This is a genomic window from Telluria sp. BA11, assembly GCF_056680305.1.
The window spans coordinates 1,814,280-1,829,505 of the sequence record NZ_CM155275.1 but is presented as its reverse complement, the minus strand read 5'-3'; the positions used below and the strand labels follow the sequence as shown (position 1 = coordinate 1,829,505).

15 protein-coding genes are annotated in these 15,226 nt (G+C 64.8%); 10 read left to right on the top strand and 5 right to left on the bottom strand.

The features are described from left to right. The first annotated feature begins 2 nt into the window (after positions 1 to 2). Genes pyrR through AC1MGT_RS07930 form a run of 4 tightly spaced genes read left to right on the top strand, consistent with a single transcriptional unit; the run spans position 3 to position 3,591 of the window. The gene (gene pyrR, locus AC1MGT_RS07945) at positions 3 to 533 is read left to right on the top strand and encodes a bifunctional pyr operon transcriptional regulator/uracil phosphoribosyltransferase PyrR (RefSeq protein ID WP_258835639.1); all 531 of its coding nucleotides are present in this window, start codon (positions 3 to 5) and stop codon (positions 531 to 533) included. Beyond that, on the top strand, positions 514 to 1,488 hold the full coding sequence (locus AC1MGT_RS07940; protein ID WP_482900133.1) for an aspartate carbamoyltransferase catalytic subunit: 975 nt from the start codon (positions 514 to 516) through the stop codon (positions 1,486 to 1,488). The genes pyrR and AC1MGT_RS07940 overlap by 20 nt, the downstream gene beginning before the upstream one ends. Beyond that, positions 1,485 to 2,780 carry a dihydroorotase gene (locus AC1MGT_RS07935; RefSeq protein WP_499503743.1) on the top strand — a complete coding sequence of 432 codons (1,296 nt, stop codon included), beginning with the start codon at positions 1,485 to 1,487 and terminating at the stop codon, positions 2,778 to 2,780. Before AC1MGT_RS07940 ends, AC1MGT_RS07935 begins: the two co-directional genes overlap by 4 nt. Positions 2,781 to 2,835: 55 nt before the next feature. Continuing rightward, a complete protein-coding gene (locus AC1MGT_RS07930) occupies positions 2,836 to 3,591 on the top strand; it encodes a lysophospholipid acyltransferase family protein (protein ID WP_499504261.1) in 756 nt (251 codons plus the stop codon). 1 nt (position 3,592) lies between these two features. Here AC1MGT_RS07930 and AC1MGT_RS07925 read toward each other — a convergent pair whose 3' ends face one another. Next, complete coding sequence (locus AC1MGT_RS07925) at positions 3,593 to 4,441, bottom strand: symmetrical bis(5'-nucleosyl)-tetraphosphatase (protein WP_499503742.1); 849 nt, start codon at positions 4,439 to 4,441, stop codon at positions 3,593 to 3,595. A 273-nt stretch (positions 4,442 to 4,714) separates the two neighbouring features. On the opposite strand from AC1MGT_RS07925, the gene AC1MGT_RS07920 reads away from it, so the two are divergent. The 6 genes from AC1MGT_RS07920 to AC1MGT_RS07895 all read left to right on the top strand — a co-directional run bounded on the left by AC1MGT_RS07920 (position 4,715) and on the right by AC1MGT_RS07895 (position 10,728). Beyond that, positions 4,715 to 5,809 (top strand): MraY family glycosyltransferase, encoded by a 1,095-nt coding sequence (locus AC1MGT_RS07920; RefSeq protein WP_332532286.1) that lies wholly within the window; start codon positions 4,715 to 4,717, stop codon positions 5,807 to 5,809. A gap of 103 nt (positions 5,810 to 5,912) precedes the next feature. Beyond that, entirely contained in the window at positions 5,913 to 6,224 is a 312-nt protein-coding gene (locus AC1MGT_RS07915) for an H-NS histone family protein (RefSeq protein WP_332532344.1), read from the top strand. Positions 6,225 to 6,461: 237 nt separating this feature from the next. Beyond that, entirely contained in the window at positions 6,462 to 7,844 is a 1,383-nt protein-coding gene (locus tag AC1MGT_RS07910) for a phosphomannomutase/phosphoglucomutase (RefSeq protein ID WP_499503741.1), read from the top strand. A 10-nt stretch (positions 7,845 to 7,854) separates the two neighbouring features. After that, on the top strand, positions 7,855 to 8,835 hold the full coding sequence (gene waaC, locus AC1MGT_RS07905; protein WP_499503740.1) for a lipopolysaccharide heptosyltransferase I: 981 nt from the start codon (positions 7,855 to 7,857) through the stop codon (positions 8,833 to 8,835). 1 nt (position 8,836) lies between these two features. Beyond that, positions 8,837 to 10,123, top strand: coding sequence for a lipid IV(A) 3-deoxy-D-manno-octulosonic acid transferase (gene waaA, locus AC1MGT_RS07900; RefSeq protein WP_499503739.1), 1,287 nt, complete (start codon positions 8,837 to 8,839; stop codon positions 10,121 to 10,123). Positions 10,124 to 10,218: 95 nt separating this feature from the next. Next, the gene (locus AC1MGT_RS07895) at positions 10,219 to 10,728 is read left to right on the top strand and encodes a YcxB family protein (RefSeq protein ID WP_499503738.1); all 510 of its coding nucleotides are present in this window, start codon (positions 10,219 to 10,221) and stop codon (positions 10,726 to 10,728) included. Positions 10,729 to 10,782: 54 nt separating this feature from the next. Here the strand turns inward: AC1MGT_RS07895 and AC1MGT_RS07890 are convergent, their stop codons facing one another. From AC1MGT_RS07890 to glyS, 4 genes are read right to left on the bottom strand one after another with little or no spacing between them, the layout of a single operon-like run. Further along, the gene (locus tag AC1MGT_RS07890; RefSeq protein ID WP_499503737.1) at positions 10,783 to 11,733 is read right to left on the bottom strand and encodes a M48 family metallopeptidase; all 951 of its coding nucleotides are present in this window, start codon (positions 11,731 to 11,733) and stop codon (positions 10,783 to 10,785) included. Next, complete coding sequence (locus tag AC1MGT_RS07885; protein WP_258835629.1) at positions 11,730 to 12,470, bottom strand: lysophospholipid acyltransferase family protein; 741 nt, start codon at positions 12,468 to 12,470, stop codon at positions 11,730 to 11,732. The genes AC1MGT_RS07890 and AC1MGT_RS07885 overlap by 4 nt, the downstream gene beginning before the upstream one ends. 51 nt (positions 12,471 to 12,521) lie before the next feature. Then, positions 12,522 to 13,094: a D-glycero-beta-D-manno-heptose 1,7-bisphosphate 7-phosphatase gene (gene gmhB / locus AC1MGT_RS07880; protein WP_499503736.1), complete on the bottom strand. Its 573-nt coding sequence runs from the start codon at positions 13,092 to 13,094 to the stop codon at positions 12,522 to 12,524. A gap of 22 nt (positions 13,095 to 13,116) precedes the next feature. Continuing rightward, a complete protein-coding gene (gene glyS, locus AC1MGT_RS07875; RefSeq protein ID WP_499503735.1) occupies positions 13,117 to 15,213 on the bottom strand; it encodes a glycine--tRNA ligase subunit beta in 2,097 nt (698 codons plus the stop codon). Between the last annotated feature and the right edge of the window lie 13 nt (positions 15,214 to 15,226).

Here is a 15,226-nt window from a genome sequence, read left to right as displayed (position 1 = left end):
CTATGCCCACCAACAAACACGCATTCGATGCCGAAGCGCTCTACCGCGAGCTGCTGGCCCAGGTCCGCGCTGGCCTGGACGGTGTCGCCGAGCCGGCCATCGTCGGCATCCATTCGGGCGGCGCCTGGCTGGCCGAGCGCCTTGCGCGCGACCTCGACCTGACGCATCGTCTCGGCTCCATCGACGTTTCGTTCTACCGCGACGACTATGCGCGCAAGGGCCTGCACCCGGACGTGAAACCAACGCACATCCGCTTCGCGGTCGACGGCGCCACCGTGGTGCTGGTCGACGACGTGCTGCAGACCGGCCGCACCACGCGCGCGGCGATCAACGTGCTGTTCGACTACGGCCGTCCGGCCTGCATCCGCCTGGCCGCGCTGGCCGACCGGGGCGGGCGCGAGCTGCCGGTGGCCGCCGATTTCGTCGGCGCCCACGCCGTGCTCGAAGCCAACGAGTCGCTGTGCCTGCAGCGCGATGAGACAGGCCAACTTTCGCTTACCATCGAACAAGACAATGCCGATCCTGCACAATAATCCGCAACTGAACAAAAACGGCGAGCTGCAGCACCTGCTCACCATCGAGGGCCTCAAGAAGTCGCACATCGACCACATCCTCGACACCGCATCGAGCTTCGTGGGGATCTCCGACCGCGAAGTCAAGAAGGTCCCGCTCATGCGCGGCAAGAGCGTGTTCAACCTGTTCTTCGAAAATTCGACGCGTACCCGCACCACGTTCGAGATTGCGTCCAAGCGCCTATCGGCCGACGTCATCAACCTGAACATCCAGGCCTCGTCGACCACCAAGGGCGAGTCGCTGCTCGACACGATCGACAACCTGGCCGCGATGCATGCCGACATGTTCGTGGTGCGCCACGCGCAGTCGGGCGCGCCGTACATGATCGCGCAGCACTTGAACCGGACCCGTTCGGATGTCCACGTCGTCAATGCCGGTGACGGGCGCCATGCGCACCCGACCCAGGGCCTGCTCGACATGTACACGATCCGGCACTACAAGAAAGACTTCACGAACCTGCGCGTGGCCATTGTCGGCGACATCCTGCACAGCCGCGTGGCCCGTTCGGACATCCACGCGCTGACCACGCTGGGCGTGCCCGAAGTGCGCGCCATCGGCCCGCACACGCTGCTGCCGGGCGGCCTGGATCAGATGGGCGTGCGCACCTTCACCAATATCGACGAAGGCTTGAAGGACGTCGACGTGATCATCATGCTGCGCCTGCAGAACGAGCGCATGAGCGGCGCGCTGCTGCCGTCGGCGCAAGAATATTTCAAGAGCTACGGCCTGACGCCCGAGCGTCTGGCGCTGGCGAAACCCGATGCCATCGTGATGCACCCGGGGCCGATGAACCGCGGCGTCGAGATCGACTCGGCGGTGGCCGATGGCAGCCAGGCAGTGATCCTGCCGCAGGTGACGTTCGGAATCGCGGTACGCATGGCAGTCATGAGCATTTTGGCAGGAACCCACGCATGAAACTCCATATCAAGAACGGGCGCGTGATCGACCCGGCGAACGGCGTCGACGCCGTGCAAGACCTGTTCATCGTCGACGGCAAGATTGCGGCGCTTGGCGTCGCCCCCCAAGGCTTCACGGCCGACCAAAGCATCGATGCGAGCGGCCTCGTGGTCGCCCCGGGCCTGGTCGACCTGTCGGCGCGCCTGCGCGAGCCCGGCTACGAATACAAGGCCACGCTCGAATCCGAGCTGCAGGCGGCGATGCAGGGCGGCGTGACCACGCTGGTCTGCCCGCCCGACACCGACCCGGTGCTCGACGAACCAGGCCTGGTCGAAATGCTCAAGCACCGCGCGCGCATCGTCGACCAGGCCAATGTGCACCCGCTGGGCGCACTGACCGTGGGCCTGAAAGGGCAGGCGCTGACCGAGATGGCCGAACTGACCGAAGCCGGCTGCATCGGCTTCGCGCAGGCCGAAGAGCCGATCCTCGATACCAACGTGCTGCTGCGCGCAATGCAGTACGCCAAGACGTTCGAGTACACCGTCTGGCTGCGCCCGCAGGACGCGCACATCGGCCGCGGCGGCGTGGCCCATGCCGGCCCGCTGGCCTCGCGCCTCGGCCTGTCCGGCGTGCCGGTGATGTCCGAAACCATCGCGCTGCACACGATCTTCGAGTTGATGCGCTCCACGGGCGCGCGCGTGCACCTGTGCCGGATTTCGTCCGCTGCGGGCCTGGACCTGATTCGCGCCGCAAAGAAAGAAGGCCTGAACCTGACAGTCGACGTGGGCGTGCACCATCTGCACCTGACGGACGCCGATATCGGCTTCTTCGATTCCAACGCGCGCCTCACGCCGCCGCTGCGCTCGCAGCGCGACCGCGACGCGATCCGCGCTGCGCTCGTCGATGGCACGGTCGATGCGATCTGCTCCGACCACACGCCAGTGGATGACGACGAAAAGCTGCTGCCGTTCGGCGAAGCTTCGCCGGGCGCCACGGGCCTGGAGTTGCTGCTGGCGCTCACGCTCAAGTGGGCGCAAGACCAGCCGCATAGCACACAGGATGCACAGGGCGCGCTGGCGCTGGCACTCGGCAAGGTGACCTGCGAAGCGGCGCGCATTGCGGGCCTGCCGGCGGGCACGCTGGGCGTGGGTGCGGCAGCCGATGTCGTGCTGTTCGACCCGGCCGCGCGCTGGACTGTCGACCGCAAGGCGCTGGCCAGCCAGGGCAAGCACACGCCATTCCTCGGCTACGAGCTGGCCGGGCAGGTGCGCGCGACCGTCGTGCGCGGCCGCGTGGCCTACCAGCGTTGATTCCACCACTGTGCGCGCTTCGTCTGAAGCGCGCGCCTTCACTGCGCCCATCACCTTGAATATCCGGCTTGCCTGGCGCCTTGCGCGCGTTACCGTCCATCTGTGCGAAGGATTGGCGACGTGCGCGCTGGTGTTTCCCTTTGCGTCCCCCCCACTGCGCGCGCGGATCACGCGGCGCTGGTCGAGCCAGCTGCTGCGTCTGTGCCGTGTCAGCGTCGCCCGCGACGGCGGCGTACCGCCGCTCGCGCACGCGCTGGTGGTGGCCAATCACGTGTCGTGGCTCGATATCTTCGTCATCAATGCTTTGAGCCCGTGCCGGTTCGTGGCCAAGGCCGAAATTCGCGCCTGGCCCGTGATGGGGCGCCTGGCCGCCGGCGCCGGCACCGTCTTCATCGCGCGTGGCAACCGGCGCGAATTGCGCCACGTGTTCAAGGGGCTGGTCGATGTGCTGCAGCATGGCGAGCGCGTGGCGCTGTTCCCGGAAGGGACGACCGGCCTGCAAGGCCAGGTGCTGCCGTTCCACGCCAACCTGTTCGAAGCGGCCATCGATGCCGGCGTGCGGGTGCAGCCGTATGCGCTGGCCTATGTCGGCGCCGACGGCGCGCACCACCCGTCGATCGAGTACGTCGGCGAGACCACCTTTGTCGACAGCCTGTTCCGGATTTTGCAGGGGCCGCCCGTCATGGCGCGTCTGACCTGCCTGGCGCCCCTCGAAAGCTACGGCGCGCACCGGCGCGAACTGGCGCAGGCGTCGCAGGAGGCCGTGGCAACTGCAGTAGCCACCGCGGTGGTCAACCCGGTCCCGCGCTAGTTCAGCGCTGCTTGCCGCCGTGCTCGCGGTACTCGGGGCAATCCACCTGCAGAAGTGTGCGGTCATCGAGGCACACGGCTGTCAGCTTGCCGCCCCAGACGCAGCCGCTGTCCAGCCCAACCAGGTTGGGCCGCTGCACCACGCCCAGCGCCGACCAGTGGCCAAACACCACCGTCACGTCCTGCGTGCGGCGCGCCGGCAGGTCGAACCATGGCAGCAGGTCGCTGCCGGTCGGGCCGGTGTCGGATTCCTTGTGCTTGAAATCCATCGCGCCGTCAGGCGCGCACAGGCGCATGCGCGTGAGCGCATTGACGATGCAGCGCAGGCGCTCGATGCCCGTCAGGCTGTCGTCCCAGCGGTCGGGCTGGTTGCCGTACATCTGGCTCAGGAAATCAAGCCAGCCGTCGCCCTGCAGCATGCGTTCGACTTCGCCGGCCAGCGCCATCGTCTGCGCCGCATCCCATTGCGGGGCCACGCCGGCGTGCACCAGCAGGTGATTGTCGACGAACATCGCCAGCGGCCGCGCGCGCAGCCAGGCGATGAGTTCGTCGCGGTCGGGGGCGGCCAGGATCTCGTCGAGCGTGTCGGAGCGGCTCAGGCGCTGGGCGCCGCCGGCCACCGCGATCAGGTGCAGGTCGTGGTTGCCGAGCAGGGCATCGACCCGCCCGCCGCTCGATTGGTTGAGCGCTTTCATGCGCCGCAGCGCCATCAGCGATTCGGGGCCGCGGTTGATGAGGTCACCCACGAACAGGATGCGCGCGTCATCACCCGCAACGAGGGCAATGCGGTCAAGCAGCAGCTGCGCTTCATGTGCGCAGCCCTGGAGGTCGCCAATGGCGTAAGTGGTCATATTCTTGTTCTGGCAGGACATTGCCGTCCTGCTGCCTGGCGTTATGAAAAATGGAGCATATGATGCTCTGGCGGATACTAAATGATTTTACGCGCCAGGGAAGTTTTTTGCGTCGCCGTGCAAGCGGATGAAAACATAAATACGCGCGCCGGCATCCACGTCCAGTCCGGTACAATGAGGCCGGCTTTCCATTGATGAATAGCGTATCGTGGCTGCGCCAATTCGCTTCCTTCGCGGAGCGCTGCACAAGAATCGCTCCGAAAGAAAACAATAATGTTCTCGTTTTTTGTCAGTTTCCTTTCCTGCGCATTGCTCACGCTGCTGGTCATCAAGACCGCGCGAAAACATGGCCTGGGACTCGATGGTGATTTTACCGGCGTACAGAAAAACCATACGCATGCAGTCGCGCGCATCGGCGGTATTCCCATCTTTCTGGCAGTGGTGGTGGCGTCCGGTTTATCGATCCTGCGCCAGCCGCAAATGGCAGCGTGGCTGGCAACCCTGATTGCCTGCGCCACGATTGCCCTGGCCGGCGGTATTGCCGAAGACTATACGGGAAAGGTCTCGCCGAGCCGTCGCCTGTTCCTGACGATGCTCGCAGCAGGCTTTGGTTATTGGCTGCTCGACGCGCGTATTGGCCGTCTCGACTTGCCGTGGACGGTCGTGCCGCTCGAATCCATCTGGATCGTGCTGCCATTGACGATGCTGGCCGTGGCCGGCGTGGCCAACGCCATCAATATCATCGACGGCTTCAATGGTCTGGCCGGCGTGATCAGCATTTTCATGCTGCTGTCGCTGTCCTACGTCGCCTTGCAGGTGGGCGATATGTTCGTGCTGGTGGCGGCATTGATCGTCGCCGGGGCCACGGCCGGCTTCCTGATCTGGAATTATCCGGTCGGACTGATTTTTTTGGGCGATGGCGGGGCGTATTTCCTTGGCTTCCTGCTGGGCGAGCTGGCCCTGCTGCTGGTAATGCGCAATCCGGCTGTCTCCACCTGGTATGCAGCGCTATTGCTGATTTACCCGGCATTTGAAACCATATTCTCTGCATACCGCCGCATGTTTGTTCGCGGCAAATCACCAACGCTGCCCGATGGTATTCACTTGCATAGTTTGATTTTTCGGCGCATCGTGCAATGGACCGTGGGGCCGCGCGAGGCCCGCGCACTGATGAAACGCAATGCCCGCACTTCGCCTTATTTATGGCTGATTTCATTGCTGGCAGTGATACCGGCAACCGTGTTCTGGGAAAGCACCGGCGCATTGATGGTGTTCTGTCTGTTGTTTATAATCAGTTACCTCTGGTTGTATGGGCGTATTGTTCGATTCAAGTCGCCACGCTGGCTCTTTTTAAGCAAGAAAGACTGACCGAATATTATTGTTGTAGTATATTGCGACATTTGGTGAGTATTCGCCGAGCGTCAGCAATTGCTGAATATGCATTCAATTTTTTAACGAACGAGGAACGATGATGGATCTGTCGAATATGTCGGTAGGCGATTTGCGCAACCTGCAAGAACAAATCAAGCAGGAAATGAAAACGCGTGAAACCCAGGAAGTGCAGAAAGCACGTGAACAAATTCTGGCAATCGCGCAAAGCGTCGGCATGCCGCTGAAAGAACTGATGGCCACCACCGGCCGCGGTTCGAAAGGCGCGACCGTCGCCGTGCGTTACCGTCACCCGCAGGATTCCAGCCAGCAGTGGACCGGCCGTGGCCGTCAGCCAAAGTGGGTCAAGGAATGGGTCGACGGCGGCAAGTCGATCGACGACCTGCGCGTCTAAGCAATCTGCACCGCTCCGCAATGCGGAGCATGCGCCGCGCGCTTCTCCAGCGCCGGCGCCGGTGGCGTGCTGCCATCGACTCCGGCGCCCATTCGCGGCTCCGGCTATTTCCCGATATTCCCTTGCTCTGTCATTCGGCTTTTGCCAGGCTTGCGCACGCGCGCCATTCCCACGCGAGCCACGCTTGCCGTTACAATAGTGCTTACTTATCAATCCTCCAATATTCCAGGAAACAAAATGGTCGCTCTCTCCAAAACGATTTTCAAGGCTTACGATATTCGCGGCATCATCGACAAGACCCTGGACGCCGGTATCGCGCGTCACATCGGTCGTGCATTCGGCGCTGCCGCGCTGGCCAAGGGAGAGAGCAAGGTCGTCATCGGCCGCGATGGCCGCCTGTCCGGCCCTGAACTGACCAGCGCACTGGGTGAAGGCTTGCGTGACGCCGGCGTCGATGTGATCGACCTGGGCATGGTCGCTACGCCAATGGTCTATTTCGGCACCAACGTGCTCGACACCCGCTCGGGCATCATGGTCACCGGCAGCCACAACCCGCCCGACTACAACGGCTTCAAGATGGTCCTGGCCGGCGAAGCCATTTACGGCGACGCGATCACCGGTCTGCACGACAGCATCGCAGCGTATGACGGCGCGATCGCGCCGCAGCGCGGCGGCTACAGCACGCACGACATCCGGGCCGCCTACCTCGAGCGCATCATCGGCGACGTCAAGCTGGCGCGCCCGATCAAGATCGCGGTTGACTGCGGCAACGGCGTGGCCGGTGCGTTCGCGGGTGACCTGTATCGCGGCATGGGCGCCGAAGTGGTCGAGCTGTTCTGCGAGGTCGACGGTACCTTCCCGAACCACCATCCTGACCCGGCGCACCCGGAAAACCTGCAAGACCTGATCCGCGCGCTGCAAGAGACCGACGCCGAAATCGGCCTGGCCTTCGACGGCGACGGCGACCGCCTCGGCATCGTCACCAAAGATGGCCAGATCATCTTCCCGGACCGCCAGATGATGCTGTTCGCGGCCGACGTGCTGTCGCGCGTTCCCGGCGGCGAGATCCTGTATGACGTCAAGTGCACGCGCCACCTGGCGCCGTACATCGAGCAGCATGGCGGCAAGCCGCTGATGTGGAAGACCGGCCACTCGCTGGTCAAGGCCAAGCTGAAGGAAACCGGCGCGCCGCTTGGCGGCGAGATGAGCGGCCATATCTTCTTCAAGGAGCGCTGGTACGGCTTCGACGACGGCATGTATGCAGGCGCGCGCATGCTCGAGATCCTGACCAAGCAGCAGGATCCGTCGGCGCTGCTCAACAGCCTGCCAATGGCCAGCAGCACCCCGGAACTGCATCTGCAGCTGCAAGAGGGCGAGAACTTCACGCTGATCGACCACCTGCGCGCCAACGCCACGTTCCCGACGTCCGAAAAAATCAACGACATCGACGGCCTGCGCGTCGAGTACGCCGATGGCTTCGGTCTGGCCCGTTCGTCGAACACGACGCCGGTCGTCGTGCTGCGCTTCGAGGGCGAGTCGCCGGAAGCACTGGCGCGCATCCAGGCTGAGTTCAAGACCGTGATCCTGGCCGCCAAGCCGGACGCGGACCTGCCGTTCTGAGGATAGGCGCTTGAAGATCCTGCTCGTGCGCGTGTCGTCGCTGGGCGACGTGCTGCATAACCTGCCGATGGTGGCCGACCTGCTGCGCGAGCATCCGGGCGCTACGATCGACTGGGTGGTCGAAGAAGGGTACGTGAGCCTCGTGCGCCTGAATCCCCATGTGCGCAAGATCATCCCGTGGTCACTGCGCCGCTGGCGCAAGAGCCTGGGCAGGAAAGAAACGCGGGCTGAAATCCGCGCGTTCTTCCGCACGCTGCGCGAAGAAGAATACGACTATGTGTTCGACACCCAGGGCCTGCTCAAGACTGGCATCATCATGGGCGCGGCGCGCGTGCGCAAGGGTGGCAAGAAGGTCGGCCTGGCCAACGGCAGCGAAGGCTCGGGCTATGAAGGCATCTCGCGTATCTTCCATACCGACAGCATCCCGCTGAATCCCCGCACGCATGCCGTGGCGCGCGGGCGCATGGTCGCCGGCGCTGCGCTCGACTACAGCGTCGACTCGGCACCCGATTTCGGGTTGCCGGCGCCAACGCAAGCCACGCGGCCGGCGTTCTTGCCGCACGACGACTACGCGGTCTTTTTCCATGGCACGGCGCGCGCAGCCAAGAAGTGGGCAGACGCCAACTGGATCGCACTGGGCGCGGCGCTCGCACCGATGCCGGTGCTTCTGCCGTGGGGCTCGCAGGCTGAGCACGAGGATGCCCAGGCGCTGGCGGCAGCGATCCCCAATGCCCGCGTGCTGCCAAAATTGTCGATGATGGACGCGGTATTGCTGGCCCAGCATGCGCGCCTTGCTGTGGGCGTCGACACGGGCCTGACCCATATCGCCGCCGCCTTCGTGCGGCCGACGATCGAGATTTATTGCGATTCGCCGAAGTGGAAGACTGAAGGCAACTGGTCCGATCGCATCGTCAATCTGGGCGACCTGGGCGCGCCGCCGTCAAGCGGCGACGTCATCGCGGCCGCACGGTGCCTGCTGGCGCCGGCATGACATGAACCGCACGCTGTACTCAAGCCTCTGGTGGCTGGCCATGCCGGCCGTGCTGGGCCGGCTGTGGTGGCGCGGCCGCAAGGAGCCGGGCTACCGCGCGCATTGGGATGAACGCCTGTCCCTGGGCGGCCCGGCGGCTGGCGAGCGGCCCACGATCATGGTGCATGCGGTGTCGGTGGGCGAGACGCGCGCCAGCGAGCCGCTGATCGATGCGCTGCTGCTGGCCTATCCGGATAGCCGCATTCTGCTGACCCACATGACGCCGACCGGCCGCGCCACCGGGCGCGACCTGTTTGCGCGTCACGGTGAGCGCGTCGTGCAGGCCTACCTGCCGTACGACACGGGATGGATGACGGCGCGCTTCCTGCGCCGGCATCGTCCGCGTGCCTGCATCCTGATGGAAACCGAAGTCTGGCCGAACCTGATCCACGCCTGCACGCAGCAAGGCGTGCCGGTCGTGCTGGCCAATGCGCGCCTGTCCGAACGCTCGCTCAAGCGGGGCCGCAAGGCCGGCGCCGTGATGCTGGAGGCGGCGCGCTCGTTCACGCTGGTGGCGGCGCAAACCGACGCCGATGCGGCGCGCATTGCGTCGCTGGGCGCGCCGAACGTCGTCGTCACCGGCAGCGTCAAATTCGACATCGTGCCGCCGCCGAGCGCGCTGGAGAAGGGCGCCTGGCTGCGTACGCGCATCGATGGCGCGGCGCGCCGCCCGATGTTCCTGTGCGCGAGCACGCGCGAAGGCGAAGAAGCGCTGATCCTGGACGCCTGGCGGCAGAACCGCGACAAGCCGCAGAACGCGTTGCTGCTGCTGGTGCCACGCCATCCGCAGCGCTTTGACGATGTGGCCAAGCTGGTCGAGGCAGGCGGTTTGACGCTTGCGCGCCGCTCGCAGCTCGCAGCTGACAACACCGCCGCCATCGACGCCGACGTGCTGTTGGGCGACTCGATGGGCGAGATGTTCGCCTATTACGCCGCCTGCGACTGCGCCTATATCGGCGGCAGCCTGCTGCCGCTGGGTGGCCAGAACCTGATCGAGGCCTGCGCACTGGGCAAGCCGGTGCTGGTGGGCGAACACACGTTCAATTTTCTCGACGCGACGATCGATGCCGTCGATGGCGGCGCTGCCTTGCGCGTGCCGGACGCCGACGCGCTCGTCGCCCAGGCCGCGCGCCTGCTGCGTGACGATGCGGCGTGCGCGGCGATGGGCGCCAGGGCGCTGGCGTTTGCCGGGCGCCATCGCGGGGCAACCCTGCGCACTGTTGAACTCGTGCAACGGCTTATTGGGTAGGTTTTGTTACCATTCCCATCTGCACGCTACATAACTATAGGGGATGCGCCATGTTGTCATTGAATCGCGCGACACCGGGCAGTGATGGAGAGCCAGTGTCTCTTCGGGTCCAGGAAGGGGTAGTCGACACGCTGGGAACGATCCTGGGCTCAGGCCTGGCCGACCACGCGCCGGCAAAGCAGCAAGCGGCAAGCGTGCTGCCGCTCGATGCACTGCATTTTTTCGTCCGCTACTCGCTGAGCGAATACGTCAGTTTCATGTGGCAGCACGGGGGCTTTTTGATCCGCCGCCGGCGCGTGCGCTGGCCTGCGAGCTTTCTGCTGCGCCTGCGCAGCACGCTGAGCGCGGGGCTGAACTTCGTGCTGCTCGGCCGCGGGCGCCGCACCTATGAATTCACCATCGACGCGCACGGCATCGTGCGCACCAGTGGTGGCGTCACGCTGATCGAATGGGCCGACGTGGCCGCCGTGCGCACCTACTCGCGCGGCTTCATGATGGTGCTTAAACGCGGCACATTGCCGATCCCGTTTCGCTGCCTGTCGCAGCAACAGACTGCCAGCATGCGCGATCTGGCGGCAGCGCGCCATGCATTGAGTCTGCACTGATCACGACACTGCGCCGGCGCTGACCGGCGTGAACTTGGCAGGCCAGCGGCCTACCTACTCCTCAAACAAGACCGGCATCTGGTGCGACTGCTTGCGCAGCGCCAGACGCGCACCATCGTAATCCGGATACACCTCGGCCACCGTCGCCCAGAACGCCGGGCTGTGGTTCATCTCGCGCAGATGCGCCAGTTCGTGCGCCACCACGTAGTCGATCAGCGCGAGCGGATAGTGGATCAGGCGCCAGTTCAGGCGAATGCTCCCGCCCACCGTGCACGAACCCCAGCGCGAACCGGCCGACGACAGCGTGCAGGTTGTATAGCGCACGTTCAGGCGCGGCGCATAGTGGTCCAGGCGCTCGGTGAATACGCGCCTGGCCTCGGCCTGGAACCACAGCTTGACCCGTTCCTTGAGCTGCCACTCGGCCAGCCCTGGCACCACGCCAATTGCCAGTTCGCGCGTGGCTTCATCAAACCGGCAATGACTGCGCGTGGCCGGCTCGAGCCGCAGCGTGATCTCGCCACCCATGAACGGCAGCAGCGCGCCATCGACCCAGACGACCGGCGCGCGTTGCTGGCGCAGTTCGCGCCGCTCGCCCCGTTCGAGCAGCTTGGTGATGATCCAGCGGCTCTTGGCGCGCAGCGCGTTCTCGATGTCGTCCTGCGTCACCCGGCGCGGTGCGGTCACGCGCAGGCCGTCGTCGTCGATCATGAAGCCGATCGAGCGGCGCGACGAGCGGCGCAGCGCGTAGTCGACGTAATGCTGGCCGAGCGCGATGCGTTTGAGGGGAGGGTCTTGCGGGCCGACGGGCGGCGAAGGAAGCCTGGTGCGGGGCGGCGCCGGCGGCGCCTTGAACAATGGCTGGGACGGCGGCGCCGGCCTGTCGGAAGGCTTGAGCGCCGCAAAGAATTCTTGTGCAAACAGTTCGAGCTGGTCGCCGTCGATCTTCGACGACGCCGCCGTTTGCTGCGGACGCGAATTCCTGATCTGGGTGCTAACGTCGCTCAACCACCTTTGTAGGCGTGGGGCGAAATGACGCGCATTTCCGATTCTATCCAATTTTCTACCTCTTGCATCAGGCTGTCAGGGGTATGGCCTTGCGGCGATATCGGTTTGCCGACCGATACCGTGATCGTTCCGGGCCGTTTGATGAACGAATTCTTGGGCCAGCACTCGCCCGAATTATGCGCGATCGGCACCACCACTGCCTGGGTCTCGACCGCCAGGCGCGCGCCGCCGCTCTTGTACTTGCCCTTGCGGCCCACCGGGATGCGGGTACCTTCGGGGAACATGATAATCCACTGGCCGTCGGCCAGGCGGCGTTTACCGTGGCGCACCACATGCGAAAACGCGTTCTTGCCCTGCTTGCGGTCGATCGGGATCATGCGCAGCAAACCCATGGCCCAGCCGAAGAACGGGATGTACAGGATTTCCTTCTTGAAGACGTAGACCAGGGGACGGGTCAGGTTCGGCAGCAAGAAAATCGTTTCCCACGCCGACTGGTGCTTCGAGAGCACGATGGCCGGCGCGTCGGGCAGGTTGTCATAGCCCTTGAATTCGTAGCGGATGCCGCAGATGACGCGCGCGCACCAGATGATGAAGACGTTCCAGCGCGAGGTGAACCAGAAGCGCTGGTTGTAAGGCAGCGGGGCTGCCAGGAAGCACAGTGAAGCCCAGATGATCGTCGCCACCATCATGACGACCGTGAACAGCAGGGAACGCAGAAACAGACTGAAATTACGCAAAGGGACTCCGGACAAAACGATCTGGTTATTCTTATCGTGGTGTTGTATTGATTATGACGCCTGGGCAGCGCCAGCACCAGTGGCGCTGGCGGGCTTGAGCAGGGCGCTGACCATTGCGGCCAGGTCCGGATACACCGTCGTGCCGGGCGGCAGGCCGCCCGTCATCTGCGTGCGTTCACCTTTGCCGGTCAGGACCAGGTAGGGCGTGCAGCCACGGTTGAAGCCTGCCTGCAGGTCGCGCAGCGAGTCGCCCACCGTCGGCACGCCTTTCAGGTTGATCTTGAAACGCTTGCCGATTTCTTCGAACATGCCCGACTTGGGCTTGCGGCAGTCGCAGGCATCGAGCGCCGCGTGCGGGCAAAAGAAGATGGCGTCGATGTCGGCGCCCACCAGCTGCGCCGCCGCGTGCATCTTGGCATGGATGGCGTTGAGCGTGGCGATGTCGAACAGGCCGCGCGCAATGCCCGACTGGTTCGTGGCCAGCACCACCCGATAGCCCGCCTGATTCAGGCGGGCGATGGCCTCGAGCGAGCCGGGGATCGGGATCCACTCGGCCGGCGACTTGATGAAGTCGGGCGAGTCGTGGTTGATCACGCCGTCCCGGTCGAGAATGATGAGTTTCATCGGGGGTGCCTGCATGCGGTGCTTACGTCGCCAGCTTCGAGATGTCGGCCACGCGGTTCATCATGCCGTGCAACGATGCCAGCAACGCCAGGCGGTTGTTGCGCAGCGCAATGTCGTCGGCCATCACCATCACGTCGTTGAAGAACGCGTCGACCGGCTCGCGCAGCTCTGCCAGCGTCTTGAGCGTGCCGGCGAAGTCGCCTGCGGCAAACGCTGCATCGACGGCCGGTTGCACGCGCGTGACGGCAGCGGCCAGGTCTTTCTCGGCCTGGTCCTGCAGCAGGGCCGGATCGACCGCGCCGGCTTGCGCCAGTGCTTCCTCGTTCTTCTTGAGGATGTTGGTGATGCGCTTGTTGGCGGCGGCGAGCGAGGCGGCTTCGGGCAGTGCGGCGAAGGCCTGCACGGCTTCCAGGCGCTGCACGACGTCGTCGACGCGGTCCGGGTTCTGGGCCAGCACGGCTTCGACTTCGTTCGGCGAGAAGCCCCGGTCGCGCAGCAGGCCGCGCAGGCGGTCGAGCATGAAGGCGGTGACCTCCGCGCTCGGGTCCTTGAACGCCGGCTGGTCGGCAAACGTCGTGACGGCGTCGCGCAGCATGTCGGACAGTTCGAGCGGCAGGCGCTTTTCGACCAGCATGCGCATGATGCCCAGCGCGTGGCGGCGCAGCGCGAACGGGTCTTTTTCGCCCGTTGGCTGCAGGCCGATGGCCCAGATGCCCACCAGCGTTTCGAGCTTGTCGGCCAGTGCAACGGCCAGGCCGGTATCGGTGGTTGGCAGGGTGTCGCCGGCAAAGCGCGGCTGGTAGTGCTCGGACGCCGCGCGCGCCACTTCATCGTGCTCGCCATCGTGGCGCGCGTAGTACGTGCCCATGATGCCTTGCAGTTCCGGGAATTCGCCGACCATGTCGGTGAGCAGGTCAGCCTTCGACAGGCGCGCGCCGCGTTCGGCGAGCGACGCGTCAAAGCCCAGGCGCGTGGCGATGTACATGGCCAGCTTGGTCACGCGCTCGCTGCGTTCGGCCTGCGAGCCCAGTTTGTTGTGGTACACGACGTTGCTGAGCGCCGGCAGGCGCGACTCGAGCGTCTTCTTTTTATCCTGCTCGAAGAAGAACTTGGCGTCCGACAGGCGCGGGCGCACGACGCGCTCGTTGCCGCCGACGATCGCGGACGGGTCGTCCGTCGCGATGTTCGACACGATCAGAAAGCGCGAACGCAGCTTGCCGTCGGCATCGGTCAGCGCGAAGTATTTCTGGTTCGTCTGCATCGTCAGGATCAGGCATTCCTGCGGCACGGCCAGAAATTCTTCTTCGAAGCGGCATTCGTAGACGACCGGCCATTCGACCAGGGCCGCGACTTCATCGAGCAGCGACTCGGGCATCAGGACCTGGTCGGCGCCGGCCTGTTCGAGCAACTGGGCGCGGATGCTGTCCTTGCGCGCCTGTGGCGACGTGATGACCTTGCCCTCGGTTTCCAGCGTGTTCGCGTACTGATCCGCATGCGCGATTGTGATCGCGCCGCCATGCGACAGGAAGCGGTGGCCGGCGGTCTCGCGGCCGGCCGTCAGGCCGAGCAGCGTCAGTGGCAGTACCTGCTCGCCGTGCAGCGCGAGCAATCGGTGCACCGGGCGCACGAACTGCACGGTGTCGCCGTTCGGACGCTGGTAGCTCATGAGCTTCGGAATCGGCAGCTTGTTCACTGCGTCCTGCAGCACGTCCTGCAGGGCGCCGGTCAGGGCGCTGCCGGCGGCGGTGTAGGTGTAGAAGAAGCTTTCGGTCTTGCCATCCGGAGCCCGTTCGAGCTGGTCGATCGTCAGGTCGGGAAAGCCCAGTGCGGCCAGCTTCTTGGCCAATGGCGCACTTGGGTTGCCTTCCTTGTCCAGGGCTACCGTCACCGGCAGCACTTTTTCGCGGATCGCTTTGTCAGGTGACGTGTCGCGCACATTGGTGATCGAGACGGCCAGGCGGCGCGGTGTGGCGTGGGTGGTGACGACGCTGTCGGCTTCGAGGAAGTCGCGCGCCTTGAGGCCGTTCGCGATGCCGGCGGCAAAAGCGGCGCCCAGCTTGACGAGCGCCTTCGGCGGCAGTTCTTCGGTCTGCAGTTCGACGAGGAGTGTTTGGTTCATGGTCTGTTCTGTT

Excerpts from the sequence above, each read along its gene's own strand:
- pyrR (WP_258835639.1), top strand. The coding sequence starts at position 3 with ATGCCCACCAACAAACACGCATTCGATGCCGAAGCGCTCTACCGCGAG.
- AC1MGT_RS07940 (WP_482900133.1), top strand. The coding sequence starts at position 514 with ATGCCGATCCTGCACAATAATCCGCAACTGAACAAAAACGGCGAGCTG.
- AC1MGT_RS07935 (WP_499503743.1), top strand. The coding sequence starts at position 1,485 with ATGAAACTCCATATCAAGAACGGGCGCGTGATCGACCCGGCGAACGGC.
- AC1MGT_RS07925 (WP_499503742.1), bottom strand. The coding sequence starts at position 4,441 with ATGACCACTTACGCCATTGGCGACCTCCAGGGCTGCGCACATGAAGCG.
- AC1MGT_RS07920 (WP_332532286.1), top strand. The coding sequence starts at position 4,715 with ATGTTCTCGTTTTTTGTCAGTTTCCTTTCCTGCGCATTGCTCACGCTG.
- AC1MGT_RS07915 (WP_332532344.1), top strand. The coding sequence starts at position 5,913 with ATGGATCTGTCGAATATGTCGGTAGGCGATTTGCGCAACCTGCAAGAA.
- AC1MGT_RS07910 (WP_499503741.1), top strand. The coding sequence starts at position 6,462 with ATGGTCGCTCTCTCCAAAACGATTTTCAAGGCTTACGATATTCGCGGC.
- waaA (WP_499503739.1), top strand. The coding sequence starts at position 8,837 with ATGAACCGCACGCTGTACTCAAGCCTCTGGTGGCTGGCCATGCCGGCC.
- gmhB (WP_499503736.1), bottom strand. The coding sequence starts at position 13,094 with ATGAAACTCATCATTCTCGACCGGGACGGCGTGATCAACCACGACTCG.
- glyS (WP_499503735.1), bottom strand. The coding sequence starts at position 15,213 with ATGAACCAAACACTCCTCGTCGAACTGCAGACCGAAGAACTGCCGCCG.